The 23,514-nt window shown below is 73.0% G+C and carries 23 protein-coding genes; 17 read left to right on the plus strand and 6 right to left on the minus strand.

Features of this window, described 5'->3' with window-relative positions; all coding sequences use genetic code 11:
* The first annotated feature begins 13 nt into the window (after positions 1-13).
* The 7 genes from AC2EAQ_RS12410 (at position 14) to AC2EAQ_RS12440 (ending at position 6,989) form a co-directional block, all read left to right on the plus strand.
* Positions 14-1,006 carry a KpsF/GutQ family sugar-phosphate isomerase gene (locus tag AC2EAQ_RS12410; RefSeq protein WP_484644247.1) on the plus strand — a complete coding sequence of 331 codons (993 nt, stop codon included), beginning with the start codon at positions 14-16 and terminating at the stop codon, positions 1,004-1,006.
* Complete coding sequence (locus tag AC2EAQ_RS12415; protein ID WP_484644249.1) at positions 1,006-1,587, plus strand: KdsC family phosphatase; 582 nt, start codon at positions 1,006-1,008, stop codon at positions 1,585-1,587. The genes AC2EAQ_RS12410 and AC2EAQ_RS12415 overlap by 1 nt, the downstream gene beginning before the upstream one ends.
* A 21-nt stretch (positions 1,588-1,608) precedes the next feature.
* Positions 1,609-2,307, plus strand: coding sequence for an LPS export ABC transporter periplasmic protein LptC (gene lptC, locus AC2EAQ_RS12420; protein WP_484644251.1), 699 nt, complete (start codon positions 1,609-1,611; stop codon positions 2,305-2,307).
* Positions 2,308-2,385: 78 nt separating this feature from the next.
* Entirely contained in the window at positions 2,386-3,168 is a 783-nt protein-coding gene (locus AC2EAQ_RS12425; protein ID WP_484644254.1) for an SDR family oxidoreductase, read from the plus strand.
* Between the two features lie 290 nt (positions 3,169-3,458).
* A complete protein-coding gene (locus tag AC2EAQ_RS12430) occupies positions 3,459-5,687 on the plus strand; it encodes a carbohydrate binding family 9 domain-containing protein (protein WP_484644256.1) in 2,229 nt (742 codons plus the stop codon).
* A gap of 31 nt (positions 5,688-5,718) precedes the next feature.
* Positions 5,719-6,684, plus strand: coding sequence for a sodium-dependent bicarbonate transport family permease (locus AC2EAQ_RS12435; RefSeq protein WP_484644258.1), 966 nt, complete (start codon positions 5,719-5,721; stop codon positions 6,682-6,684).
* Positions 6,681-6,989, plus strand: coding sequence for a P-II family nitrogen regulator (locus tag AC2EAQ_RS12440; RefSeq protein ID WP_484644260.1), 309 nt, complete (start codon positions 6,681-6,683; stop codon positions 6,987-6,989). The genes AC2EAQ_RS12435 and AC2EAQ_RS12440 overlap by 4 nt, the downstream gene beginning before the upstream one ends.
* Positions 6,990-7,071: 82 nt before the next feature.
* Here AC2EAQ_RS12440 and rbp read toward each other — a convergent pair whose 3' ends face one another.
* Positions 7,072-7,563: an RNA-binding regulator gene (gene rbp / locus AC2EAQ_RS12445; RefSeq protein WP_484644262.1), complete on the minus strand. Its 492-nt coding sequence runs from the start codon at positions 7,561-7,563 to the stop codon at positions 7,072-7,074.
* 233 nt (positions 7,564-7,796) lie between these two features.
* On the opposite strand from rbp, the gene AC2EAQ_RS12450 reads away from it, so the two are divergent.
* The 10 genes from AC2EAQ_RS12450 (at position 7,797) to AC2EAQ_RS12495 (ending at position 17,839) form a co-directional block, all read left to right on the plus strand.
* Entirely contained in the window at positions 7,797-8,576 is a 780-nt protein-coding gene (locus tag AC2EAQ_RS12450) for a helical backbone metal receptor (protein ID WP_484644265.1), read from the plus strand.
* A gap of 10 nt (positions 8,577-8,586) precedes the next feature.
* Positions 8,587-9,216, plus strand: a complete 630-nt coding sequence (locus AC2EAQ_RS12455) for a MarC family protein (protein WP_484644268.1) — start codon at positions 8,587-8,589, stop codon at positions 9,214-9,216.
* An 11-nt stretch (positions 9,217-9,227) separates the two neighbouring features.
* Positions 9,228-10,850, plus strand: a complete 1,623-nt coding sequence (locus AC2EAQ_RS12460; RefSeq protein ID WP_484644270.1) for a GMC family oxidoreductase — start codon at positions 9,228-9,230, stop codon at positions 10,848-10,850.
* A gap of 96 nt (positions 10,851-10,946) precedes the next feature.
* Complete coding sequence (locus AC2EAQ_RS12465; RefSeq protein ID WP_484644272.1) at positions 10,947-12,992, plus strand: sensor histidine kinase; 2,046 nt, start codon at positions 10,947-10,949, stop codon at positions 12,990-12,992.
* A gap of 46 nt (positions 12,993-13,038) precedes the next feature.
* Positions 13,039-13,824, plus strand: coding sequence for a sulfite exporter TauE/SafE family protein (locus AC2EAQ_RS12470; protein ID WP_484644274.1), 786 nt, complete (start codon positions 13,039-13,041; stop codon positions 13,822-13,824).
* Positions 13,825-13,975: 151 nt separating this feature from the next.
* Complete coding sequence (locus AC2EAQ_RS12475) at positions 13,976-15,676, plus strand: AMP-binding protein (protein ID WP_484644276.1); 1,701 nt, start codon at positions 13,976-13,978, stop codon at positions 15,674-15,676.
* A 172-nt stretch (positions 15,677-15,848) separates the two neighbouring features.
* Complete coding sequence (locus AC2EAQ_RS12480) at positions 15,849-16,478, plus strand: nucleotidyltransferase family protein (RefSeq protein WP_484644279.1); 630 nt, start codon at positions 15,849-15,851, stop codon at positions 16,476-16,478.
* Positions 16,447-16,722, plus strand: coding sequence for a DUF2164 domain-containing protein (locus AC2EAQ_RS12485; protein ID WP_484644281.1), 276 nt, complete (start codon positions 16,447-16,449; stop codon positions 16,720-16,722). The genes AC2EAQ_RS12480 and AC2EAQ_RS12485 overlap by 32 nt, the downstream gene beginning before the upstream one ends.
* Positions 16,723-16,830: 108 nt before the next feature.
* Positions 16,831-17,481, plus strand: coding sequence for a dihydrofolate reductase family protein (locus AC2EAQ_RS12490; RefSeq protein ID WP_484644283.1), 651 nt, complete (start codon positions 16,831-16,833; stop codon positions 17,479-17,481).
* A gap of 10 nt (positions 17,482-17,491) precedes the next feature.
* Complete coding sequence (locus tag AC2EAQ_RS12495; protein ID WP_484644285.1) at positions 17,492-17,839, plus strand: cupin domain-containing protein; 348 nt, start codon at positions 17,492-17,494, stop codon at positions 17,837-17,839.
* 24 nt (positions 17,840-17,863) lie between these two features.
* On the opposite strand, the gene AC2EAQ_RS12500 is transcribed toward AC2EAQ_RS12495, so the two are convergent.
* From AC2EAQ_RS12500 to AC2EAQ_RS12520, 5 genes are all read right to left on the minus strand, one after another.
* The gene (locus AC2EAQ_RS12500; RefSeq protein WP_484644287.1) at positions 17,864-19,564 is read right to left on the minus strand and encodes a M14 family metallopeptidase; all 1,701 of its coding nucleotides are present in this window, start codon (positions 19,562-19,564) and stop codon (positions 17,864-17,866) included.
* 66 nt (positions 19,565-19,630) lie between these two features.
* The gene (locus tag AC2EAQ_RS12505) at positions 19,631-20,389 is read right to left on the minus strand and encodes a LytR/AlgR family response regulator transcription factor (RefSeq protein ID WP_484644288.1); all 759 of its coding nucleotides are present in this window, start codon (positions 20,387-20,389) and stop codon (positions 19,631-19,633) included.
* Positions 20,386-21,456, minus strand: coding sequence for a sensor histidine kinase (locus AC2EAQ_RS12510; protein WP_484644289.1), 1,071 nt, complete (start codon positions 21,454-21,456; stop codon positions 20,386-20,388). The genes AC2EAQ_RS12505 and AC2EAQ_RS12510 overlap by 4 nt, the downstream gene beginning before the upstream one ends.
* Complete coding sequence (locus tag AC2EAQ_RS12515) at positions 21,446-22,633, minus strand: sensor histidine kinase (RefSeq protein WP_484644290.1); 1,188 nt, start codon at positions 22,631-22,633, stop codon at positions 21,446-21,448. The genes AC2EAQ_RS12510 and AC2EAQ_RS12515 overlap by 11 nt, the downstream gene beginning before the upstream one ends.
* Positions 22,634-22,754: 121 nt before the next feature.
* The gene (locus AC2EAQ_RS12520) at positions 22,755-23,510 is read right to left on the minus strand and encodes a class II glutamine amidotransferase (RefSeq protein ID WP_484644291.1); all 756 of its coding nucleotides are present in this window, start codon (positions 23,508-23,510) and stop codon (positions 22,755-22,757) included.
* Between the last annotated feature and the right edge of the window lie 4 nt (positions 23,511-23,514).

Raw genomic sequence — 23,514 nt, forward strand, 5'->3', positions numbered from 1 at the left:
ACACGCAAGGACGATGCCGCAGAACCACCCCCCCTTCGACGCCGGCCGCGCACTGGCCCTGGCCGCGCGCACGCTGGACATCGAGGCGCAGGCGCTGGCCGGCGTGAAGGCGCGGCTGTCGGACACCTTCACCGCGGCCGTGGCCGCCATTCTCGCCAGCCGCGGCCGCGTGGTCGTGATGGGCATGGGCAAGAGCGGCCACGTCGGCCGCAAGATCGCCGCCACGCTGGCGTCCACCGGCACGCCGGCGATGTTCGTGCACCCGGCCGAGGCCAGCCACGGCGACCTGGGCATGGTCACGCGCGACGACGTCGTGATCGCCATTTCCAACTCCGGCGAGAGCGACGAGCTCAATGTCATCCTGCCGGTGCTCAAGCGCCAGCACGTCAAGCTGATCGCGATGACCGGCAAGCCCGGCTCCACGCTCGCCGAGCACGCCGACATCGTGCTGGCCACCACCGTGGAGCAGGAAGCCTGCCCGCTGAACCTGGCGCCCACCGCCAGCACCACCGCCCAGATGGCGCTGGGCGACGCGCTGGCCGTGGCGCTGCTCGACGCGCGCGGCTTCGCCGAGGAGGACTTCGCCCGCTCGCACCCGGGCGGCGCGCTCGGGCGCAAGTTGCTGGTGCTGGTGCGCGACCTGATGCGCCGCGACGAGCGCGTGCCGCGCGTGGGCCCGGACGCGGCCTTCACCGACCTGCTGCGCGAGATGGGCGGCAAGGGCATGGGCGCCACCGCCATCGTCGACGACGCCGGCCGGCCGGTGGGCGTGTTCACCGACGGCGACCTGCGCCGCCTGATCGAAAAGGGCGCCGACCTTCGCAGCGTGGTCGCCGGCGAGGTGATGCGCGCCAGCCCGCGCACGATCCGCGACGACCGCCTCGCTGCCGAAGCGGCGGACCTGATGGAAACGTCCAAGATCAACTGCATGCTGGTGGTGGACGACACCGGCGTGCTGGTGGGCGCGTTCAACTCGAACGACCTGATGCGCGCGAAGGTCATCTGATGGCCGCCGCGCCGCGCTTCGCCCCGGAACTGCTGCTCAAGGCCCAGGGCCGCAGCGCCGGCCGCATCGGCGTGCGGCTGGCGATCTTCGACGTCGACGGCGTGCTCACCGACGGCCGCCTGTACATCGGCGAGCACGGCGAGACCTTCAAGGCCTTCCACGCGCTGGACGGCCACGGCCTGAAGATGCTGGCGCAGGGCGGCATCGTGCCGGCGGTGATCACCGGGCGCGACTCGCCCGCGGTGCGGCGCCGCCTGGCCGACCTGGGCATCGCGCATGCGCACTTCGGCGTGCAGGACAAGCTGCCCGCCGCGCAGCAGCTGATGGCCGCGCTGGGCGTGGGCTGGGACGACACCGCGGCGATGGGCGACGACTGGCCCGACCTGCCGCTGCTCACGCGCGCGGCCTTCGCCTGCGCGCCGCCCAATGCGCATGCCGAGGTGCTGGCCGTGGCCCACCATGTCACCGCGGCGCACGGCGGCCACGGCGCGGCGCGCGAGTGCTGCGACCTGCTGCTGGCCGCCAGCGGCCGCTACGCCGCGCAGCTCGACGGCCACCTTGCCACGCTCGACGGGCGCTGAGCGCCGCGCGCAGGCCCCGGCATGGCGATCGACCTCGACACCCTGATCCAGCCGCTGGACCCGCTGCCCGCGGCGCCCGCGGTCGCCGCGCCGCCGCGGCCACGCCAGCCGCTGTGGTGGCGCTTCGGCCAGCTGCTGTCGGCCTACCTGCCGCTGGTGCTGATGGGCCTGCTGGCACTGGCCACCTGGTGGCTGGTGCAGAACACGCCGCGCATCACCGACCCGGGGCAGGCCGCGCCGGCGCGCCACGAGCCCGACTACACGATGGAAGGCTTCACGATGCAGCGCTTTGGCGCCGACGGCAGCCTGCGCGTGCAGGTGCATGGTTCGCAGATGCGCCACTACCCCGACACCGACACGATCGAGATCGACGGCGTGACCATCCGTGCCTGGGGTGCGGGCGGCCGGCTCACGCTGGCCACGGCGCAGCGCGCGGTGGCCAATGCCGACGCCACCGAGGTGCAGCTGCAGGGCCAGGCCCGCGTGGTGCACGGCGCCGACGGCACCAGCGGCACCGACACGCCGGTCGAGTTCACCAGCGAGTTCCTGCACGCCTTCTTCGCCACCGAGCGGCTGCGCTCGCACCTGCCGGTGGTGCTGCGCCAGGGCAGCAGCGAGCTGCGGGTGGCGTGGATCGAGTACGACCACCTCGCCCGCAGCGCCCGCCTCGGCGGCCCGCTGCGCGGTCGCTTCGACGTGCCGGCGGGAGCGCGGCCATGACGCGGAGCCTGTCCCGATGAGCGCGCCGGGCCGCTCCCAAGCGCTCACGGCGAAGCGCAACGCGCGGAGCCTGTCCCGATGAGCGCGCCGCCGCTGGTCTTCATCACGGGTGCGTCCAGCGGCATCGGCCAGGCGCTGGCCGAGCACTACGCGCGCGCGGGCTGGCGCCTCGCGCTCGCGGCACGGCGCGTCGGCGAGATCGAGGCCTGGGCGGCGGCGCGCGGCCTGGCGCGCGACCGCTGCGTGGCCTACGCCGCCGACGTGCAGCGCACCGACAGCATCGTCGCGGCCGGGCGCCAGTGCATCGCCGAGCAGGGCCTGCCCGACGTGGTGATCGCCAACGCCGGCATCAGCGTGGGCATGGACACCGCCGTGCGCGAGGACATCGACGTGATGGCCGACACGCTGGCCATCAACAACGTGGGCCTGGCCGCGACCTTCCATCCTTTTCTGGCGCCGATGCGCGAGCGCGGCGCGGGCACGCTGGTGGGCGTGGCCAGCGTGGCGGCCATCCGCGGCCTGCCCGGGCATGGCGCCTACTGCGCCAGCAAGGCTGGCGTGGTGGCCTACTGCGAGAGCCTGCGTGGCGAATGCCGCGGCAGCGGCGTGCGCGTGGTGACGCTGCTGCCGGGCTACGTGGCCACGCCACTGACCGCGCGCAACCCCTACGGCATGCCCTTCCTGCTGCAGGCCGACGAGTTCGCGGCGCGGGCCGCGCGCGCCATCGCCGCGGGCACGAGCTACCGCGTGATCCCGTGGCAGATGGGGATCGTGGCCAAGCTGATGCGGCTGCTGCCCAACCCGCTGTTCGACAAGCTGTTCGCCGGCCGCGGCCGCAAGAAGCGCCGCGGCGAGACCTGAGGCGCCACGCGCGCGGGCGCTGCAACCAAAACGCCACAGCCGCTTGTGGCGCCGGCATCGCGCCGCTACAGTGCGCGCCTTCCCGGTCGCTGCGGCATTCGTCCGCGGCAAGGAGGCTCCCGTGACACAGAAGGACATCCTCGGCTAGCTGCCCCCCAGGGCAGTACGAGCGGCGCGCCCCGTGCAGCGCCGCACCGACTTCTGACCGCGCCGTCGCCTGCGGCACGCGCGGCAATCCGGGACTTTCTCGAATGCATCCCTTTCGGACGCTCCTGCGCTGCGCCCTCGGCGTGACGCTGACCCTTCTCATCACCGGGCAGGCCGCCGCCCAGCCGCGCGCGCTGCTGCTCGGGGCCGGCGAACGCGTCGCGCTCGACGGCCGGCTCGACGACGCGGCGTGGCAGAACGCGCCGGTGCACGACCGCTTCGTGCAGTTCCAGCCGCTGGACCGGCTGCCGCCGCCGGCGGGCTACCGCACCACGGTGCAGGTGGTGGCCGAGGCCGATGCGCTGGTGATCGGCGTGCGCGCCTTCGACCCCGCGCCCGGCGAGATCCGCGCGCCGCTGACGCGGCGCGACCAGGTGCGGCGCGACCAGGACTTCATCGCCGTGTTCGTCGACGCGGTGGGCGACCGCCGCGCGGCGCAGTTCGTGCGCGTCAGCGCCGCCGGCGTGCTGGCCGACGGCGTCTACGTCGCGGCCGGCGACTCGGAGGACTTCGCGCCCGACTTCGACGTCGACGCCGCGGTGCAGCGCCTGCCCGACGGCTACAGCGTCGAGCTGCGCCTGCCTTTCATCGCGCTGCGCTACCCGCACGAGGGCGGCGCGCCGTGGCGGCTGATGGTGGCGCGCAGCGTGCCGCGGGCGTCGAACACGCTTCTGCTGTCGGCGCCGCTCACCAAGGACGGCCTGTCCTTCATCGCCGAGGCGCCGGTGGTGCAGGGCCTGGAAAGCGTGGCCGAGCGCGCGCGTCACCAGAGCCTGCTGTGGTTCAAGCCCGAGCTCACGGTGCGCGCCACGCGCGAGCGCGCCGACGGCCAGCCGCGGCGGCGCGAGGAGACCGCGTCGCTCGGCGCGGAACTGAAGTGGCGCCCGCGTGCCGACTGGGTGATCGACGCCACCCTCGAGCCGGACTTTTCCCAAGTGGAGCTCGACGCGCCGCAGCTCGCCGGCAACACGCGCTTCGCGCTGTCGGTCCCGGAGAAGCGCCCGTTCTTCCTGGAGAGCACCGACGTGATCGACCTGCCGCTGGCGGGCTTCTACTCGCGCTCGGTGACCGACCCGCGCTACGGCCTGCGCGCCACCTGGCGCGCGCCGCGCACCGACGCCACCGCGCTGACCCTGCGCGACGAGGGTGGCGGCCTGGTGCTGCGCCCGGGCGCGTTCGGCACCGCGGTGTACGCGCAGGACGGAAGCTCCCAGGCCACGCTGCTGCGCGCACGCCGCCACGAGGGCGCGGTCACGGCCGGCGTGGTGCTGTCCGAGCGCGACTTCGGCGCCGGGCGCGGCACCACCCGCGTGGCGGGCGCGGACCTGTACTGGGCCCTTGGTGCGCAGGACCAGCTGCGCCTGCGCGCGCTGCGCTCGCGCAGCAGCGCCGGCTTCGACGCCCAGGGCCAGGCACAGGCGGGGCCGGCCGAGTCCGGCCACTGGATGGAACTGCGCTGGAACCGGCGCAGCGCCGACTGGATCGTCAACCTCGACGTCGACGACATCTCGCCGCGATTTCGCAACGACAACGGCTTCGTCGACCAGGCCGGCGTGCGCCGCGTCGAGGCCGAGGTGATCCGGCGCTGGGGCGAGGCCGCGCTGCCCGGCTTCGTGGCGCACGAGTTCGAGACCTACGTCTGGGCGCGCCACGTCGCCACACGGCCCGATGCCGCCGCCGGCATCGAGGGCGGCCGCACGGTGGCCACGCTGTGGCACCCCGGCATCTGGTTCGCGGGGCCGCTCGGGTCGGAAGGCTGGGTTCAGATCGAAGTCGACACCGAGCGCGTGCGCCCGGGCGGGCGCCTGCATGCCACGCGCGGCGTCGGCACGCAGATCGCCCTGAGCCCTGCGCCGTGGATGCCGCGGCTGGCCGCCGAGCTCAAGGCCGGCGATCGCGTGGACGTGGAGGCCGACCGCGTCGGCCGCGGCGTCGACGGCTTCGTGGAGGCCAAGCTGCGCGGCACGCTGGGCGGCCTGGGCGTGGAGTCGGAGCAGAAGCTGCAGTACGCGCGCATCGAGCACGACGGCCGCTTCGCGCTCGACGACCTGGCCGCGCGCTGGCTCGGCGTGCTGCACCTGAGCGCACGCGACTCGGTGCGCGCGGTATGGCAGCTGTCGCGCTACCGCCGCGCCGCCGACGCGCCGCTGGGGCTGGTGGACGCCGACGACCGCGAGCGCACGCTGTCGCTGGTGTTCCAGCATCGCGTGGGGCTGGGTCGCAGCCTGGCCGTGGGCGCGACGCGCCAGCGCGCCGAGCCCGCAGGCCTGCGCCGCGACGAGCTGTTCGTGAAGGCCGCACTGGCGCTGTGACCCGCGAAGGCGGGCGACAATCGCGCCCGCCATGATCGACGTCGTCGTGCTGTTCTTCCTGCTGGGCGTGTTCGCACGCCTGGTGGGCAGCGACCTGCGCCTGCCCGAGGCGCTGTACGAGACGCTGTCGATCTACCTGCTGCTGGCCATCGGCCTGAAGGGCGGCATCGAGTTGTCGCGCCAGCCGCTGGACGTGCTGGCGCCCCAGGTGCTGGCGTGCATGGCGCTGGGCTTCGCGATCCCGTTCGCGCTGTTCCCGCTGCTGCGCGCGCTGCGCCTGTCCGGTGCCGACGCGGCGTCGGTGGCGGCGCACTACGGCTCGGTCAGCGTGGTCACCTTCGCGGTGGCCAGCGCCGCGCTGGCGCGCGAGGGCATCGCCTACGAAAGCCACGCCGCGCTGTGGGTGGCCGTGATGGAAGCGCCGGGCCTGGTGGCCGGCATCCTGCTGGCACGCTGGTCCGCACGGCGCGCGCAGGGCGCCGACGCCGGCACGGCGCAATGGCGCGAGCTGGCGCACGACGTGCTGTTCGGCAAGAGCGTGCTGCTGCTGCTGGGCGGGCTCATCATCGGTGCGGTGGCCGGGGAGGCCGGCGCGAAGCCGATCGCGGCGGTGTTCGTCGACCCGTTCAAGGGCGTGCTCGCGCTGTTCCTGCTGGAACTGGGCCTGGTGGCCGGCGCACGCCTGGCCGAGGTGCGGCGCTTCGGTGCCGCGGTGCTGGTGGTGGGCGTGGCCGTGCCGCCGGTGCTGGCCGTGGCCGGCGCCGCGGTGGGCTGGGCGCTCGGCCTGTCCACCGGCGGCATCGCGCTGCTGGCCACGCTGGCCGCCAGCGCCAGCTACATCGCCGCGCCCACGGCGATGCGCATCGCGGTGCCCGAGGCCAATGCGGCGCTGTCGATCACCGCGGCGCTCGGCGTCACCTTTCCGTTCAACCTGGTCGTCGGCATACCGATGTACATCGCGCTGGCGCAGTGGATCGCCCAGAGGAGCCCGTCATGAGCCTGGCCCGCCACCCCAAGACGCTGCTCGTGATCGTGGCCGAGGCCGCGCTGGAGAAGGCCCTGGTGCGCGATGCGCGCGAGCGCGGCGCCCAGCGCTGGACCGTCACCGAGGTGCACGGTGCCGGCGTCGAGGGCGTGCGCGAAGGTGCCTGGGAGGCCGACCGCACGATCGAGCTCAAGCTGATCTGCGACGCCGCGGTGGCCGAGGCGATCGCCGAGCACGTGATCGCGCGCTACGCGGCGAACTACGCCGTGGCGCTGTACTTCGCCGACGTGCAGGTGGTGCGGCCCGACCGGTTCTAGGCCGCCTCCGCATCACGGAGCGGCTGGCCAAAGCAAACAGGGCGCCGAAGCGCCCTGTGTGTGCCGGGTAAGGAGCCGGGGCTCAGTAGCCCTGGCCGCGGCCGCCGCCGCCGTAGCTGCCGCCACCGCTGCCGCCACCACCGCCGTAGCCGCCGCGGCCACCGCCGCCGCCACCACCGCCGTAGCCGCCACGGCCACCGCCGCCGCCACCACCGCCGTAGGGGCTGCGGCCACCGCCGCCGCCGCCACCGCCGTAGCCGCCACCACCGCCGCCGCCGTAGCCGCCGCGGCCACCGCCGCCGCCACCGAAGCCGCCCGGACGCTCTTCGCGCGGACGGGCCTCGTTCACGACGAGCGGACGGCCCTCGAGGGCCTGGCCGTTCATGCCGTTGATCGCGGCCTGGGCTTCAGCGTCACTGCCCATCTCGACGAAGCCGAAGCCCTTCGAGCGGCCGGTCTCGCGGTCCATCATGACCTTGGCCGACGTGACGGTGCCAAATTGAGAAAACGCGGCCTGAAGCGAATCGTCCCGCACGCTGTAGGCAAGGTTGCCCACGTAAAGCTTGTTGCCCATTCGGCAAGCTCCTCATCAAAACACTGGGATACCTAGTGGAGCTATCGACCGGCTCGAGAACTTCAAGCTTTGGCTTCGCATCCAGACAGGGAACTCCGATTATTCAGGAACGCGTCGCGGCCGTGACGGCGCCACGGGCAAAAGTGTTGTTTTCTGGCCCGCGGCCGGTCGCATGGCACGCCGATCCCTACGGGTGAACCCGTAGCGGCGGCGGTTGCTAGGATCGGCGCGCCATGACGGTGCGCATCGCCAGCCTCGTGCCCAGCGTGACCGAGCTGCTCGCCGCCCTCGGCCTGGCGCCGCACCTGGTGGCGCGCACCGGCTACTGCACCCACCCGGCCGCGGCCCTGTCCGGCGTGCCCAAGGTGGGCGGCACCAAGGACGTCAACCTCGACAAGCTGCGCCGCCTTTCGCCCACCCACGCCATCGTCAACGTGGACGAGAACCGGCTCGACACGGCCGAAGCGCTGCGCGGCTTCGTGCCGAACGTGCTGGTGACCCACCCCTGCGGCCCGCAGGACGTGCCGGCCCTGATCGACCAGATGGCGCAGGCCTTCGCCGACGTGCCCGGCGTGGACGCACGCGCCGCCGTGCTGCGCGACGAGCTGGCGCTCGAGATGCAGGCCACCGCAGACGCCCGCCTCGAACCCGAGCCGGTGCTCTACCTGATCTGGCGCGACCCCTGGATGACCGTGGCGCGCGACACCTACATCGCCCGCCTGCTGGCCTGTGCCGGATGGCACACGCTGCCGGCGCAGGACGGCGGCGCCCACGGCGCGGCGCGCTACCCGGTGCTGGAGGCCGGGGCGCCGTGGCTGCAGGGGGTGCGCGAGGTGCTGCTGTCGTCCGAGCCGTATGCGTTCGGCCCGCAGCACGTGGAGGAAGCCGCCCGTCTGTGTCCCGGCGCGCGGGTGCGCCTGGTCGACGGCCGGCGGCTGTCCTGGTACGGCCCGTCCACGGCCGAGGGCCTGCGCTACCTGCGCGCGCTGCGGGGCGCGCCCGGCAGCCCGTAGCATTCCGGCCATGGACCTGTTCAAGCCGCTGATCGCGCTGCTGGCGATCGTCAACCCGATCGGCGTGGTGCCCTTCTTCCTGGCGTTCACGCAGAACTTCACCCGCGAGCAGCGCCGTCGCACCATCACGGTGGCGTCGTTCTCGGCCTTCATGGTGATCGCCGTCAGCGCGGTGGCCGGGCTGAAGATCATCGAGTTCTTCGGCATCAGCATCGCGTCGTTCCAGGTCGGCGGCGGCGCGCTGCTGCTGATCAGCTCGCTGCAGATGCTCAACGCCCAGCCGGCCGAAGCGCGGCCGGCCGACGTGGACGAGGGCAACCAGAAGGTCGACGCCGGCGCCAGCATCGCGGTGGTGCCGCTGGCCATCCCGCTGCTCACCGGGCCGGCCACCATCTCCACCATGGTGATCTACGCCGAGAAGACGCGCCACCTGTGGGAGCACGCGGTGCTGGTGGGCTACGGCGTGGTGATCGGCCTGGCCACCTACGCCTGCTTCAGCGCGTCGGGCCGCATCGCCCGGGTGCTGGGGCGCACCGGCATCAACGTGATGACCCGGCTGATGGGCCTGATCCTGGCGGCCATGGCGGTGGAACTGCTGGCCGACGGCCTCGTGAAGCTCTTTCCGGGCCTGCTGAAGTGAGCACTGGTGCTATGACCGACAAACCGGCCTTCGACTACATCGTGGTGGGCGCGGGCACCGCCGGCTGCCTGCTGGCCAACCGGCTGTCGGCCGACCCGGGCGCTCGCGTGCTGCTGCTGGAAGCCGGCGGGCGCGATGACTACGCCTGGATCCACATCCCGGTGGGCTACCTGTACTGCATCGGCAACCCGCGCACCGACTGGCTCTACCGCACCGAGCCCGACCCCGGCCTGAACGGCCGCGTGCTGCGCTATCCGCGCGGCAAGGTGCTCGGCGGCTGCTCCAGCATCAACGGAATGATCTACATGCGCGGCCAGGCGCGCGACTACGACGGCTGGGCCGCGATGCTGGGCGACGACGCCTGGCGCTGGGACGCCTGCCTGCCCCACTTCAAGCGCCACGAGGACCACTGGCGCGGCAGCGACGCGCACCATGGCGCGGGCGCCGAGTGGCGCGTCGAGCGCCAGCGCCTGCGCTGGGACCTGCTCGACGCGTTCGCGCAGGCCGCGGTGCAGGCCGGCATCCCCGCCAGCGACGACTTCAACCGCGGCGACAACGAGGGCGTGGGCTACTTCGAGGTGAACCAGCGCCGCGGCGTGCGCTGGAACGCGAGCAAGGCCTTCCTGCGCCCGGTGCGGCACCGGCCCAACCTGCACGTGGAGACCGGGGCCCTGGTCACGCGCGTGGACCTCGGCACCGGCGCCGACGGCGCGCTGCGCGCCACGGGGGTGCAGGTGCGCACCGCGCGCGGCCTGCAATCGTTTGCCGCAAAGCGGGCGGTGGTGATGGCCGCCGGCGCCATCGGCACGCCGCAGCTGCTGCAGCTGTCGGGCATCGGCGATCCCGCGCTGCTGGCGCGCCACGGCATCGCGCTGCGCCATGCGCTGCCCGGCGTGGGCGCGAACCTGCAGGACCATCTCCAGATCCGCGCCGTGTTCGGCGTGGAAGGCGTGAGCACGCTGAACCAGCTCGCCAACTCGTGGCTGGGCAAGGCGCGCATCGCGCTGGAATACGCGCTGCGGCGCAGCGGGCCGATGAGCATGGCGCCGTCGCAGCTCGGGGCGTTCACCCGCTCGTCGCCGCAGCAGCCCTGGCCCAACATCGAATATCACGTGCAGCCGCTGTCGCTGGACGCGTTCGGCGAGCCGCTGCACCGCTTTCCCGCCTTCACCGCCAGCGTCTGCAACCTCAACCCGGAATCGCGCGGCACGGTGAGCATCCGCTCGGCCGACCCGGCCGACGCGCCGCTGATCGCGCCGAACTACCTGTCCACCGACGGCGACCGCCGCGTGGCGGCCGAGTCGCTGCGCGTCACGCGCCGCATCGCGGCGCAGCCGGCACTGGCGAAGTACCGGCCGCGCGAGATCAAGCCCGGCGTGCAGTTCGACACCGACGACGAGCTGTGGCGCCTGGCGGGCGACATCGGCACCACGATCTTCCACCCGGTGGGCACCTGCCGCATGGGCCCCGACGGCGACGCCGGCGCCGTGCTCGACGCGCGGCTGCGCGTGCGCGGCGTGCAGGGCCTGGTGGTGGCCGACGCCAGTGCCATGCCCACCATCACCAGCGGCAACACCAACGCGCCGACCCTGATGCTGGCCGAGCGGGCCGCACAGTGGATCGCCTCGGCGTGACAGATCGATGAACCTAGGGATGCAGTGACCGAAAGGCCACGACCCCGTAAGAGTTGACGGGTTGCCCTCGCGGCCCGCGTCGATAGACTCGACGCGATGTCGTCATCGCCCGAGCCTGCACCTGCCGCCGGCGGACCCGCCGGGGACGCGGCGCGGCAGCGCAAAGGCTCCGACGTGCGCGCGGTGGCCTGGGGCGCCCTGGCCATCACGCTGCTGGCGGCGGTGTCGATCACGCCGCTGTGGTGGCGCGACAGCCCGGTGGCGGCCTGGGTGGCGGCGGCGGCCGTGCTGCTGCTGGGCGCCGCATCGGTGCTGCTGCTGCTGCGCCTGGCGCGCCAGACCCGCAGCAACGCGCTCGCGCTGGACCGCTTCGCCGACCGCCTGCGCCATGGCGACGTGGCCGGCGCGCTGAAGGCCGTCAAGGCCGAAGGCCCGAAGGTCATCTCCGCCTGGGGCGACCTCGACGAGGCGCCCGGCGCGGCCGCGTCGCCGCCGGCGCCTGCGCCGTCCACGCTGTTCGGCGACACGCCGTCGCGCTTCGACCTCGGCGCGCGCGAGGTGGAACTGGCGCTGGGCGAGCGCGAGCGGCGCTGGCAGGCGCGCATGAAGCTGTCCGCCGACTGGCACTGGGAGACCGACGAGCGGCTGCGCTTCACCTGGGTGTCGCAGGACCTCGCCTCGCTGGGCAAGCTGGGCGTGCAGCCGGCCGACCTGCTGGGCCGGCGCCTGGACATGGTGCCGCTGTTTCAGCCGCCGGCCGGGGGCTGGGGCCCGGTGATGGAGCGCGTGGCGCAGCACAAGAGCCTGCGCGACGTGCTGATCGAGGTGCACCGCCGCGGCCGCTCGCCGGTGTGGGTCACGCTGACCGGGCGACCGCATGTCGACGATTCGGGCCGCTTCACCGGCTACGAGGGCGTGGGCCGCGACGTCACCGAGCAGCGCCTCGCGCACGAGCGCCTGGCCGAGAGCGAGCGCCGCCACGCGATGATGGCCGACCTGGCCGCCGACTGGTTCTGGCAGACCGACGCCGCGCACCGGATCGTGGAAGTGGGCCCGGTGGCGCGCCAGATCGCCGGCGACCGCTACGACCAGGTGATCGGCCAGCCGCGCTGGGCCGTGTTCCCCGACGGCGCCAGCGAGGCCGAGTGGGCGGCGCACCGCGCCGACCTCGACGCGCACCGCGCCTTCCGCGGCTTCGAGTTCGCCATCCGCAGCAACGGCCGCACGCTGCGCTGGGTGTCCATCAGCGGCCTGCCGCGCTTCGACGCGCACGGCACCTTCCTCGGCTACCACGGCGTGGGCCGCGACATCACGCTGAAGAAGCGCGCCGAGCGGCTGCTGCTCACCCGCAACGAGCAGCTCGAGCGCCTGGTGGCCGAGCGCACCACCGAGCTGGAGCAGTCCAACCGCGACCTCGAGGCCTTCTCGCGCCAGCTCGCGCACGAGCTGCGCACGCCCATCGGCCAGGTGGTGGGGCTGGCGGACCTGCTCAAGAGCAGCGCCTGGGAGCGCCTGACCGAGGGCGAGCGCGAGTGGCTGCGCCTGTCGGGCCAGGCCGCGCGCGACATGTCGTTCACCGTGACCGCGCTGCTGGAGCTGGCGCGGTCCACGTCCACCGCGCTGCTGCTCGAGCCGGTGGACCTGTCCACGCTGGCCGAGGCGGTGATCGCCGACCTGCCCTGGATCGAGCGCCAGGCCCCGGTGCAGTGGGTGGTGGAGCCCGGAATGGCCGCGCACTGCAGCGCCGCGCTGGCGCGCGTGGTGCTGGGCAACCTGCTGGGCAACGCCGCCAAGTTCACGCGCGACGTGGCGCAGCCGCGGGTGCAGATCGGCCGCGCCGACGACGACGAGTCCGGCCCCGGCGCGTTCTACGTGCAGGACAACGGCGCCGGCTTCGACGCTTCCCGGGCCGACAGCCTGTTCCAGCCCTTCGTGCGGCTGCACCGCAACGAGCAGTTCCAGGGCACCGGCCTGGGCCTGTCGATCGTGCGCCGCATCGTCGAGCGCCATGGCGGCAGCGTGCGGGCGCAGGGCGAGCCCGGCCACGGTGCGCGCTTCGTGTTCCGCTTCGGCCCGCCGCGAGCCGCCGGGCTCGCCCTGCCCGCCGACGCGCTGGACAGCACCCGCGACGCCGCCGCATGACCTGATGACCTAGGGGCCCCTGGCGCGCTGCGTCGACAATCGGCGCATGCTGGACGTGTTCTCGGGCGAGGCGGCCCGCTTGTTGCTGGTGGCCGCGGCCGGGGGGCTGGCCGGCTTCGTGGACGCGATCGTCGGCGGCGGTGGGCTGGTGCTGGTGCCGGCGCTGTTCGCGGTGTATCCGCAGGCGCCGCCGGCCACGCTCTTGGGCACCAACAAGGGCGGCGCGGTGTGGGGCACGGCCTGGGCCACCGCGCAGTTCGCGCGCCGCGTCACGCTGCGCTGGAGCGCGTTGTGGCCGGCGGTGGCCGCCGCGCTGGTCGGCAGCCTGGCCGGCGCCTGGGCGGTGACCCAGGTCAGCGCCGACGGCCTGAAGCGCGCGCTGCCCTTCGTGCTGGCCGGCGTGCTGGCCTACACCCTGGCGCGCAAGGACCTCGGGCGCCACCACGCGCCGCGCTTCGAGGGCCGGCGCGAGGCGGCGTGGGCGGCGGGCATCGGCACCGTGATCGGCTTCTACGACGGCTTCTTCGGCCCGGGCACCGGCAGCTTCTTCGTGTTCCTGTTCGTGCGCCTGCTCGGCTACGACTTCCTGCACGCCAGCGCGAGCGCGAAGCTGCTCAATACCGTCACCAACGCATCGGCGCTGGCCCTGTTCGCCTGGAAGGGCCATGTCTGGTGGCACATCGCCGCGGTGATCGCGGTGGCCAACGTGCTGGGCAGCCTGGCCGGCACCCGCCTGGCATTGCGCCACGGCGCGGGCTTCGTCCGCGCCGTGTTCATCGTGGTGGTGGGGGCGCTGATCGTGAAGACGGGCTACGACGGCTTCCTGCGCTGACGCGGGCCGGTTCGGGCCGCAGGCGCCCGACGGGCCCCGGGAGTTCACGTCTAGAGGCTCCCCTCCAGCCGGGCCTTGGGAAAGCCCGCTGTGCGGCGGGTCGCGCCGCGGCTAGGCTGGCTGCCTTCCGATCCGCTGGAGCACCCTGCCCATGACCGCCGTCGCCGCCGACTCGCTTGCCCTGCAACGCCTCTATCACTGGGAGAAGACCACCCCGGACCGCGTGGTGTTCACGCAGCCCTACGACGGCGCCTCCAAGGGCGGCCCTGTGCGCACCTGGACCTGGAAGCAGGCGATGGAGGAAACCCGTCGCATGGCCAGCTACCTGCAGAGCCTGGGCCTGCCCAAGGGCAGCCACATCGCGCTGATCTCCAAGAACTGCGCCCACTGGCTGATGACCGACTGGGCCATCTGGATGGCCGGCCACGTGTCGGTGCCGCTGTACCCCACGCTGGCCGCCGAGACGATCCGCCAGATCCTGGTGCACAGCGAGTCCAAGCTGCTGTTCGTCGGCAAGCTCGACGGCTGGGACGGCATGAAGGCCGGCGTGCCGCAGGGCCTGCCCTGCGTCACCTACCCGCTGTCGCCGGCCAACGCCGTGCCCGGCGCGCCCACCTGGGACGACCTCGTCAAGCAGCATGCGCCGCTGGCCGGCGAGCCCGTGCGCCCGGCCGACGAGCTGTGCACGATCATGTACACGTCGGGCACCACTGGCATGCCCAAGGGCGTGATGCACAGCTTCGGCAACTTCGCCTGGAGCGTGCAGTCGGGCCTCAAGCGCGTGCCGATCGACAACAACGCGCGCATGCTGAGCTACCTGCCGCTGTCGCACATCGCCGAGCGCACGCTGGTGGAGCACGGCATGATCGCCACCGGCATGCAGGTGTTCTTCGCCGAGAGCCTGGACACCTTCACGCTCGACCTGCAGCGCGCCAAGCCCACCGTGTTCTTCTCGGTGCCGCGGCTGTGGGTCAAGTTCCAGCAGGGCATCCACCACAAGATGCCGCCGGCCAAGCTCGACCGGCTGCTCAAGATCCCCATCCTGGGCGGCATCGTGCGCAAGAAGGTGCTCAAGGCACTCGGCCTGGACCAGTGCACCTTCGCCGCCGGCGGCGCCGCGCCGATGCCGCCGGACCTGCTGCGCTGGTACAACAAGCTCGGCCTGGACCTGGTCGAGGTGTACGGCATGACCGAGAACTGCGGCGTCAGCCATGCCACCCTGCCGGGCAAGCAGCGCCCCGGCACCGTGGGCCTGCCGTATGACGGCGTGCACAGCCGCCTGAACCCGGCCGACGGCGAGATCCAGATGAAGAGCGGCGGCCTGATGATGGGCTACTACAAGGAGCCCGAGCAGACCCGTGCCGCCCTCACCGACGACGGCTGGCTCAAGACCGGCGACAAGGGCGCGCTCGACGCCGAGGGCAACCTCAAGATCACCGGCCGCGTGAAGGACCTGTTCAAGACCAGCAAGGGCAAGTACGTGGCCCCGGCCCCGATCGAGGACCGGCTGGTCATGCACGAGGTGGTGGAGGCCTGCGCCGTGACCGGCGCCAACCTGGGCCAGCCGCTGGGCATCGTGATGCTCAATGCCGACGGCATCGCCAAGGCCGCCGACGCGAACGGCCGCAAGGAGATCGAGGTGTCGCTCACCGCGCACCTGGCCGCCGTGAACGACAAGCTCGACCCGCACGAGCAGCTCGACTGCGTGGTCGTCGTCACCGAGCCCTGGAGCGTGGACAACGGCTTCATCACGCCCACCTTCAAGGTCAAGCGCAACCGCATCGAAGAGGTCTACGGCCCCGACTACGAGACCTGGGTCGGCTCGCGCAAGAAGGTGATCTGGAGGGGGTGACACGCCCCCCCCCATTGCGCCTTCGGCGCTCCCCCGGGACCGTGAAGGTCCCTTGGCGGGACCGGGGGCGGCGCCTGCGGGCCGGCGGAGCCGGACCCGCGGCGCCTGCTGGAGGGGTTCGGAGGGCTGCGTTTGACGGGTGGCGCCGGCGCCGCGTTGATACTTCGGTGTCATGTCGGCTGCCTTTCTCTTGGACGTGTCGCGCAACCCGGTCAATGCGGCGATCCTGGCGCGGTGGGATCGGCTGGGGCTGCCTGACGCCTGGCTGGTGGCGGGGTGCCTGTTCCAGACGGTCTGGAACCTTCGGTGCGGGCGGGCGGCTGCTTCGGGCATCAAGGACTACGACCTGTTCTATTTCGATGCCGGCGACCTGGGCGAGGCGGGCGAGCGGCGGGCGCAGGACCGCGTCGACGCGGCGCTCGCGGACCTGGGGGTCACGGTCGAGGTGGCCAACCAGGCGCGCGTGCATCTCTGGTATCCCGGCCACTTCGGCCGACCGTACCCGCCGCTGTCTTCGTCGCAGGACGGGATCCGGCGCTTTCTCGTGCTGGAAACCTGCGTCGGCGTGCGCCCGGGCGAGGTTCATGCGCCCTACGGCCTGGACGGCATCGATGCGGGCACGCTGTCGCCCAATCCGCTGACACCGTACCCCGAGCTGTTCGCCGCCAAGGCGGCGAGCTACCGGGCGCGCTGGCCGCACCTGCGCCGGGTCGATGCCGCCGCCGCGGACGACGCAAGCACAATGACTGCATTCGGAACCGGAGAAGCGAATGGCCATCGAGCTGAGCCGCGAGGCACGTGACCGAGCCGTGGCCTCCATCGAGCGCTACTTCGCCGACGAGCTCGACCAGCGCATCGGCAATGTCGCGGCGGGCGCCCTGCTGGGCTTCTTCCTGGAGGAGATCGGCCCGCTCGTCTACAACAAGGCCGTCGGCCAGGTGCAGGAGCGCCTGCTGGAGCGCGTGCAGGAACTCGACATCGAGTTCAACGAGGACGAGTTCCAGTACTGGCGGCGTCGCGAGGCGGCCGCCAGGGTGAAGAGGTAGGCCCATGAAGCTCGGATACACCATCGTGTACGTGTCGGACGTCGCGCAGTCGCTGGCGCCGCCGGTCAGCGGCTGAGAGCGGCGGCGCATCTCCACAGGGAGCAAACCATGACCCGAGTCCGCGTCGAAAGCTTCACGGTGTCGCTCGACGGCTACGGCGCCGGGCCGGACCAGAGCCTGGAGAACCCGCTCGGCTTGGGCGGGACCGAACTGCACCAGTGGCTGTGGCCGACGCGCACGTTCCAGCGCATGCTGTTCGGCAAGGACGAAGGCAGCACCGGCGTCGATGACCGCTTCGCGGCGCGCGGCTTTGCCGATGTCGGCGCATGGATCCTCGGCCGCAACATGTTCGGCCCGGTGCGCGGCCCCTGGGCGGCGTCGGACTGGAAGGGCTGGTGGGGCGACACGCCGCCCTATCGCGTGCCGGTGTTCGTGTTGACCCACCATGCGCGCGAGCCCGTCGTGATGCAGGGCGGCACCACTTTCCACTTCGTCACCGGGGGCCACCGCGCCGCGCTCGACCGCGCCCGCGACGCCGCCGCCGGCAAGGACGTGCGCATCGGGGGCGGGCCGGCGACGATCCGGCAGTACCTGCGCGACGGCCTGGTCGACGAGCTGCACATCGCCATCTCGCCTGCGCTGCTCGGCTGCGGCGAGCCGCTGCTCGCGGGCATCGACCTGCGCGCGCTGGGCTACGCCTGCGTCGAGTTCGTGCCGTCCGAGAAGGCCACGCACGTGGTGCTGCGGCGGCAGTCCTAGCATGGCTGCCATGAAGGCCACCGCCGCCGAACTCCTCGCCCGCCTGCCGGGCCCCGTCACCGCCCGCTGGCCGCAGGGTGAGCGCTTCGTGCAGGCGCTGGCGCACGGCAGCATGTCGGTGGAGCTGTATGCCCCGGTGGGCACGGACCCGCAGACGCCGCACGCCCAGGACGAGCTGTACTTCGTCGTCTCCGGCACCGGCGACTTCGTGCAGGGCGCGCAGCGCGAGCGCTTTGCGCCGGGCACGGTGCTGTTCGTGCCCGCGGGGCAGGAACACCGCTTCGAGAACTTCTCCCTCGACTTCGCCACCTGGGTGGTGTTCTGGGGCCCGCAGGGTGGCGAGACGGGCGGCAAGTAGACCAGCGCGCCCGAGACCGGGCGCTCAGTCCAGCTCGACCTCGCTGCGCACCGCGCCGGCGCGGTCGGCGCGGGCGCTCATCGCGATGCGCGTGCCGCGCGGCGCGCGCACCACCCACTCGGCCACGGCGCGGTCGGCGGTCACCTCGCGCGCGGGCAGGAAGGCCAGCTGCGTCGCCTTGGGTGCATGGCCTTCGAGCTGCGGGCCTTCGTACCGGTGCTTGCCGTTGACCAGGCTCACCTCCGGATGCTCGGGCAGGTGGATCTCGAACATCACCCCGCGCACCGCCTTGCGCTTGAGCGCAAGCTGGGTCACGTAGGCCGGCAGCCAGCCGCTGTTGGCCACGGCCAGACGCACGCGCCAGGTGTCGGGGCCGAGCGCACGCACCTCGGTGCGCAGCAGCTCCAGCTTCGGCAGCGACAGCGCGATCTGCGTCATCCACGCCGGGAAGCGCGCCGCCTCGCGCTCGCGCAGGTGCGGCGGCGGGTTGCGCCAGTAGTTCATCTTGTCCCAGCCGCCGATCTCCACCGCGCCGAGCTGCGGGTGCATGAAGGGGCGCCAGTCCACGTAGGCCTGGCCGCCGCAGTGGCCGTCGCTCCAGGCCAGCAGCTTCAGGTCGTCCTCCACCGGGTGGTCGCGGAACCACTCGATCCACTTGTAGTCGGTGATGCCGGCTTCCTTGTTGGGCGACCACAGCTCCACCACCCAGAACAGCGCGCCCAGGTGCTCGTACAGCCAGTCCTGGGTGCCGGTGATGATCTCCTTCGGGTGGTACTTGAAGTCGTGCCAGATGCTGATGGCCGGGTAGCCGGAGAGCTTCTCGCCCAGCGCCGAGAAGCGCTTGATCGACCACAGGTCCTCCGGGATCATGTCGTCGTCGCTGCTGCTGCCCATCGGCCGCAGGATCACGCCGCTGTGCGTGTGGTAGCTGATCGCCGCGCCGATGTTCGGGTGCCTGACGATGAAGTCCACCATCGCCCGCACCTCGGGCTCGCTGGTCGGGTACGGGCCCGCGCCCACCTGCTCGTGCTCGCCGCGCCAGTTGGCGGGGAAGTTGCGGTTCAGGTCCAGGCCCTCGATGTCGCGGTTCACGCTCACCGTGAGCCCGTCCCAGTGCTGCAGCGTGCCCTCGGGGATCAGCCGGTAGTACTCGCCGCCGAACTCGCCCGGCTCGCGCGGCACCATCAGGCGCGGCTCGGTGGCGTGCTTCTTGTAGGCGCCGTGCGGGTCGGGCACGCGCATCGTCAGCACGCGGCCGTCGCCGTCGACGTCCTCGATGGTCAGGCCGTCCACCGGCTCCTCGTCGAAGGGCCAGGGCCGGGTGGAGCTGCGGATGTGGCGCGGCCGCTCGGCCAGCGCCAGCTCGGCGCCGTCGGGGTTCAGGCGCGGGCACAGGTACACGGCACGGGTGTCGAGCAGGCCCGTCACCTCGCGGTCGTGGCCGTAGCGGGTGACGAGGTGGTGCAGGTAGTACAGCACCGTGGTGCTGGCGGTCAGCTCGGCGGCGTGGATGTTGCCGTCGGCCCAGAACGCGGGCTTGTCGGCCGCCTCGCCGGTGGCAGCGCTGGTGACGGTGACCACCCAGATCTCGCGCCCTTCGTGACTGCGCCCGATCGACTCCACCTGCACCAGGTCCGGCGCCGCGGCCGAGTAGTCGAACAGCAGGCGGGTCAGCTCTTCGTAGCGGTAGAAGGTGTCGAAGCGGGGGATCGGCAGGCCGGTCATGGTGGGCAGCGCAGGGGCGCGGGGGGTGGCGCGTGCCCGATTGTTGCCCGGCCGCCGCGCGGCGGCTCACTGGCCCTTGAACTGGCCCTGGAAGTGGCGCGACACCGGCAGCTTCTCGTCGCGCCCGCGCAGCGTGAGGTGCATCACGCCCTCGTCCACGCGCACCGCCGACGCGATCCAGCGCTGGTTCACGATCACCGACCGGTGCACCTGCCAGAACTGCGTCTCGTCGAGCTGCGCCAGCAGCTCCTTGAGCGGGGTGCGGATCAGCGCCTCGCCGCCCTCGTGCACCACGCGCGTGTAGCGGCTGTCGGCCTCGAAGTAGATGACCTCGGCGGTGCGGATCAGCCGCACCTCCTTGCCCACGCCGGCCTGGATCACCTCCAGCGTCGGGCGACGCGCCACCTGCCCGGCCAGCTGCGACAGCAGCGCCTGCAGGCCCTCGGGGGCGAGCGGCGCGGCCTGAGCCAGCCGGGGCTTCAGGCGCTCCATCGCCTGCGCCAGGCGCTCGGCGTCCACCGGCTTCATCAGGTAGTCCACCGCGCCGGCGTCGAACGCCGCCAGCGCGTGGTCGCCGAAGGCGGTGACGAACACCACCGCGGCGCGGCCGGCGATGCGCTGCGCCACCTCGATGCCGGTCAGGCCCGGCATGCGGATGTCCAGCAGCGCCACCTGCGGCTCGTGCTCCAGGAACGCGTCCCAGGCGTCGACGCCGTTGCTGCACTCGGCCACCACGCGGGCGGCGGGCCACACCTGGCGCAGGGCGGCCAGCAGTTGCGCGCGCGGCGCTTCCTCGTCGTCGGCGATCAGGACGGTGGGGTTCATGGCGTGTCGGGGGTGAAGGGGCAGTCGATGCGGGCGACGCAGCCGCCCTCGGGGGGGGATTCGAGCACGAGCGAGGCGCCGGGGCCGAAGGCCTGGGCGAGCCGCGCGCGGGCGTTGGCCAGGCCCACGCCCGGGGGCTCGTTCGTGGGGGTGGCGACGGTGGCGGGGCCCGGGCCGGTGTCGCGCACCTCGACCTGCAGGCGTCCGGCGGCCACGCGGGCGCCCAGGCGCACCTCGCCGCCGCGCAGCACGGGCTGCACGCCGTGTTCGAGGGCGTTCTCCACCAGCGTGAGCAGCAGTCCCGGCGGCAGCCGGGCGGCGCCGGCCTCGGCGTCCACCTCGACCTGCCAGCGCAGGCGCTCGCCCAGGCGAAGCTGCATCACCGCGAGGTAGTGGCGCACGGCCTGCGCCTCGTCGGCCAGCGCGATCCAGCGGCGGTCGAACAGCGGCAGCGTGGCGCGCAGGAACCCCAGCAGCGCGTCGAGCATCGGCGCGGCGCGGTCGTCGCGGCCGTGCACCCAGTGCTGCAGCGACGCGAGCGAGTTGAACAGGAAGTGCGGCTGGATCTGCGCCTGCGCCAGCTGGCGCGCCATCTCCGCGCTGCGGTCGCGCTCGTCCAGCTCGGCCAGCCGCATCTCCACGTACTTGTGGCGGTAGACGATGGCGAACCACAGCAGCAGCGACGACCCGGCACCGGTCAATGCCACCATCAGCACCTGCGACACGGTGGCGCCGCCGAGTCGGCTCGCCCCCAGGCCCGCGATCATGCCCAGGCCCATCGGCAGCGCGTAGTAGGCCGCGTGCGCCACGCGGTGGCTCGGGTCGCGCCAAGCCAGGGCCAGCGCGTAGACCATCGCGACGCCCACCCCGGTCAGCAAGGCGCCCAGGGCCAGCCCGGCGCCGTCGCCGAAGGCCCAGGACAGGGCAACGACCGCTAGCGCGAGGTTGAACACCACCGCCACCTTCAGCGACAGGCTGGCCGGCTCGGGGATGGCGCGGCGCAGTTCGTCGGCGCTGAAGCGGCGCCGCGGCGGCATCATGCAGACGGTGCGCCAGTCAATCGGCATGCGGGGCCTCCGCGGGGCGCGGCATCGTGACGCGGGCACGCGTGCCCTCGGTGTCGCCCGTCAGGTCCAGGCGCGCGTCGGCACCGAAGCGATGGGTCAGCCGCGCGCGGCAGTTGGCCAGGCCCACACCCTCGCTCCAGGCCGCGGGCAGCGGCGCGCCGGTGTTGACCACTTCGAGCACGACGTTCGCGCCGTCCTCCCGGGCGCGCACGTCGACGCGGCCGCCGTGCAGCGCCGGCGTCACGCCGTGCTCCACCGCGTTCTCCACCAGCGTCAGCAGCAGCCCCGGCGGCACCGGCTGCGCCGACACCGCCGGCGCCACCTCCACCGACGACGCCAGTCGCGCGCCCAGCCGCGCCTGCTGGATGGCCAGGTAGTGGCGCACCACGGCGGCTTCGTCGCCCACCGGGGTGACGTCGCGCCCGAGCAGCTCGGTCGAGCCGCGCAGGAAGGCCGTCAGCGACCGCAGCAGGGCCGGCGCCCGGGCGTCGCCCGTGTCCACCCAGTGCTGCAGCGCCGACAGGGTGTTGAAGATGAAGTGCGGCTGGATCTGGCCCTGCAGCAGGCGCAGCTGGGCCTCGGCGGCCTGGCGCGCCGAGGTGTCGCGTTCGCTGGTGAGCCGCGCCCGCTCGAGCTCGACCTGCAGCACCTGCTGCCGGATGCGCGCCGCGCCCCACAGCAGCGCGGCGATGGCGGCGCCGACGGCCAGCGCCGCCGGCGCCAGCACCAGCCCCTTGGCCTGCAGCGACTCCCACAGCAGCGGCAGGTCCAGGCGGCCGTGGCGCCCGACATGCCCGACCACGAAGCCGGTCAGGGCCCCGGCCATCGCGCACAGCGCCACGATGACCATGGCGCGCACCGAGCCCTGGCGCCGCGTGAAGGCGTCCGGCGCCATCCACACGGCCAGGCCCATGATCGGGACGAAGACCCAGAACAGCCCGCTGCACAGCAGGGACAGCCACAGCGGCAAGCCCGCCGCCATGAGGCCGGCCGTGGAGCCCGCGGCGGCCATCAGCACGCCCAGCCACACGCCCAGGCCGCGCCGGCTGTAGAGGAAGCGGTCGATCAGCTCGGCCTGCTCGCGCAGCTGAGGCTCCATGCGGGCGTAGTGCGGCGTGGCCCATGCGTGGTACCAGCGCTGGAAGCGGTTGCCTTCGGCCAGGGATCGGGGTTGCATCGCGCCGCAGTGTAGGCAGGGCGGCGCGCGGCGCGGGCTGCGGGCGGGCGGGCGGCCGGAAGCGGCGGGTGAACGGCGGGAATCGCCGGGTGGACGGACGGCGGGCGGGACCCGGGGTGGCTCAGGCCATGGCGCGCCCGCCGACGAACACCCGCAGCTCGCCCGGGGCAAAGGCGGTCCAGGCCTCGTCGGTGGTCATCGGCTCGGTGGCCACCACGGCGACGCGGTCGTCCGGCGTGGTCAGGGCACCGAAGTCCACCGTCACGTCGTCGTCGGCCAGCGTGGCGCGGCCGAAGGGGTGGGCGCGCTCCACCCAGTGCAGCCGGCTGCTGCCGTGCGCCCACAGCGCCTGCCCGTTGGACAGCAGCAGGTTGAAGTTGCCGTGCGCGGCCGGCTGCGGCAGCAGCTCGCGCAGCGTCAGCGTCAGTTCGGCCACGCTGGGCACCGCGGCATGGGCCTTGGCCAGCTCCTGCATCAGCCAGCAGAACGCGCGCTCGCTGTCGGTGTCGCCCACCGGGCGGAAGGCGCCGTGCAGCCGCGGCGCGAAGCCCTTGAGATCGCCGTTGTGGGCGAACACCCAGTAACGGCCCCACAGCTCGCGCACGAAGGGGTGCGTGTTCTCCAGCGCCACGCCGCCCTGCGTGGCCTTGCGGATGTGGGCGATGACGTTGCCGCTGCGGATCGGATAGCGCCGCACCAGCTCGGCCACCGGCGACTCGCGCGCGCTCTTCGCGTCGACGAAGGTGCGCAGGCCGCGGTCCTCGAAGAACGCGATGCCGAAGCCGTCCTTGTGCTCGGTGGCGCGCTGCGCCAGGCCGGCGAAGCTGAAGCACACGTCGGTGGGCGTGTTGGCGTTCATGCCCAGCAGCTGGCACATGGCG

This window comes from Aquabacterium sp. T101 (assembly GCF_057219775.1).

Coding starts and splice junctions, on each gene's coding strand:
- AC2EAQ_RS12475 (WP_484644276.1), top strand. CDS start 13,976: ATGACCGCCGTCGCCGCCGACTCGCTTGCCCTGCAACGCCTCTATCAC.
- AC2EAQ_RS12435 (WP_484644258.1), top strand. CDS start 5,719: ATGATCGACGTCGTCGTGCTGTTCTTCCTGCTGGGCGTGTTCGCACGC.
- AC2EAQ_RS12490 (WP_484644283.1), top strand. CDS start 16,831: ATGACCCGAGTCCGCGTCGAAAGCTTCACGGTGTCGCTCGACGGCTAC.
- AC2EAQ_RS12465 (WP_484644272.1), top strand. CDS start 10,947: ATGTCGTCATCGCCCGAGCCTGCACCTGCCGCCGGCGGACCCGCCGGG.
- AC2EAQ_RS12450 (WP_484644265.1), top strand. CDS start 7,797: ATGACGGTGCGCATCGCCAGCCTCGTGCCCAGCGTGACCGAGCTGCTC.
- AC2EAQ_RS12470 (WP_484644274.1), top strand. CDS start 13,039: ATGCTGGACGTGTTCTCGGGCGAGGCGGCCCGCTTGTTGCTGGTGGCC.
- AC2EAQ_RS12485 (WP_484644281.1), top strand. CDS start 16,447: ATGGCCATCGAGCTGAGCCGCGAGGCACGTGACCGAGCCGTGGCCTCC.
- AC2EAQ_RS12520 (WP_484644291.1), bottom strand. CDS start 23,510: ATGTGCCAGCTGCTGGGCATGAACGCCAACACGCCCACCGACGTGTGC.
- AC2EAQ_RS12415 (WP_484644249.1), top strand. CDS start 1,006: ATGGCCGCCGCGCCGCGCTTCGCCCCGGAACTGCTGCTCAAGGCCCAG.
- AC2EAQ_RS12460 (WP_484644270.1), top strand. CDS start 9,228: ATGACCGACAAACCGGCCTTCGACTACATCGTGGTGGGCGCGGGCACC.
- rbp (WP_484644262.1), bottom strand. CDS start 7,563: ATGGGCAACAAGCTTTACGTGGGCAACCTTGCCTACAGCGTGCGGGAC.
- AC2EAQ_RS12510 (WP_484644289.1), bottom strand. CDS start 21,456: ATGCCGATTGACTGGCGCACCGTCTGCATGATGCCGCCGCGGCGCCGC.
- AC2EAQ_RS12495 (WP_484644285.1), top strand. CDS start 17,492: ATGAAGGCCACCGCCGCCGAACTCCTCGCCCGCCTGCCGGGCCCCGTC.
- AC2EAQ_RS12480 (WP_484644279.1), top strand. CDS start 15,849: ATGTCGGCTGCCTTTCTCTTGGACGTGTCGCGCAACCCGGTCAATGCG.
- lptC (WP_484644251.1), top strand. CDS start 1,609: ATGGCGATCGACCTCGACACCCTGATCCAGCCGCTGGACCCGCTGCCC.
- AC2EAQ_RS12500 (WP_484644287.1), bottom strand. CDS start 19,564: ATGACCGGCCTGCCGATCCCCCGCTTCGACACCTTCTACCGCTACGAA.
- AC2EAQ_RS12505 (WP_484644288.1), bottom strand. CDS start 20,389: ATGAACCCCACCGTCCTGATCGCCGACGACGAGGAAGCGCCGCGCGCG.
- AC2EAQ_RS12410 (WP_484644247.1), top strand. CDS start 14: ATGCCGCAGAACCACCCCCCCTTCGACGCCGGCCGCGCACTGGCCCTG.
- AC2EAQ_RS12515 (WP_484644290.1), bottom strand. CDS start 22,633: ATGCAACCCCGATCCCTGGCCGAAGGCAACCGCTTCCAGCGCTGGTAC.
- AC2EAQ_RS12455 (WP_484644268.1), top strand. CDS start 8,587: ATGGACCTGTTCAAGCCGCTGATCGCGCTGCTGGCGATCGTCAACCCG.
- AC2EAQ_RS12440 (WP_484644260.1), top strand. CDS start 6,681: ATGAGCCTGGCCCGCCACCCCAAGACGCTGCTCGTGATCGTGGCCGAG.
- AC2EAQ_RS12425 (WP_484644254.1), top strand. CDS start 2,386: ATGAGCGCGCCGCCGCTGGTCTTCATCACGGGTGCGTCCAGCGGCATC.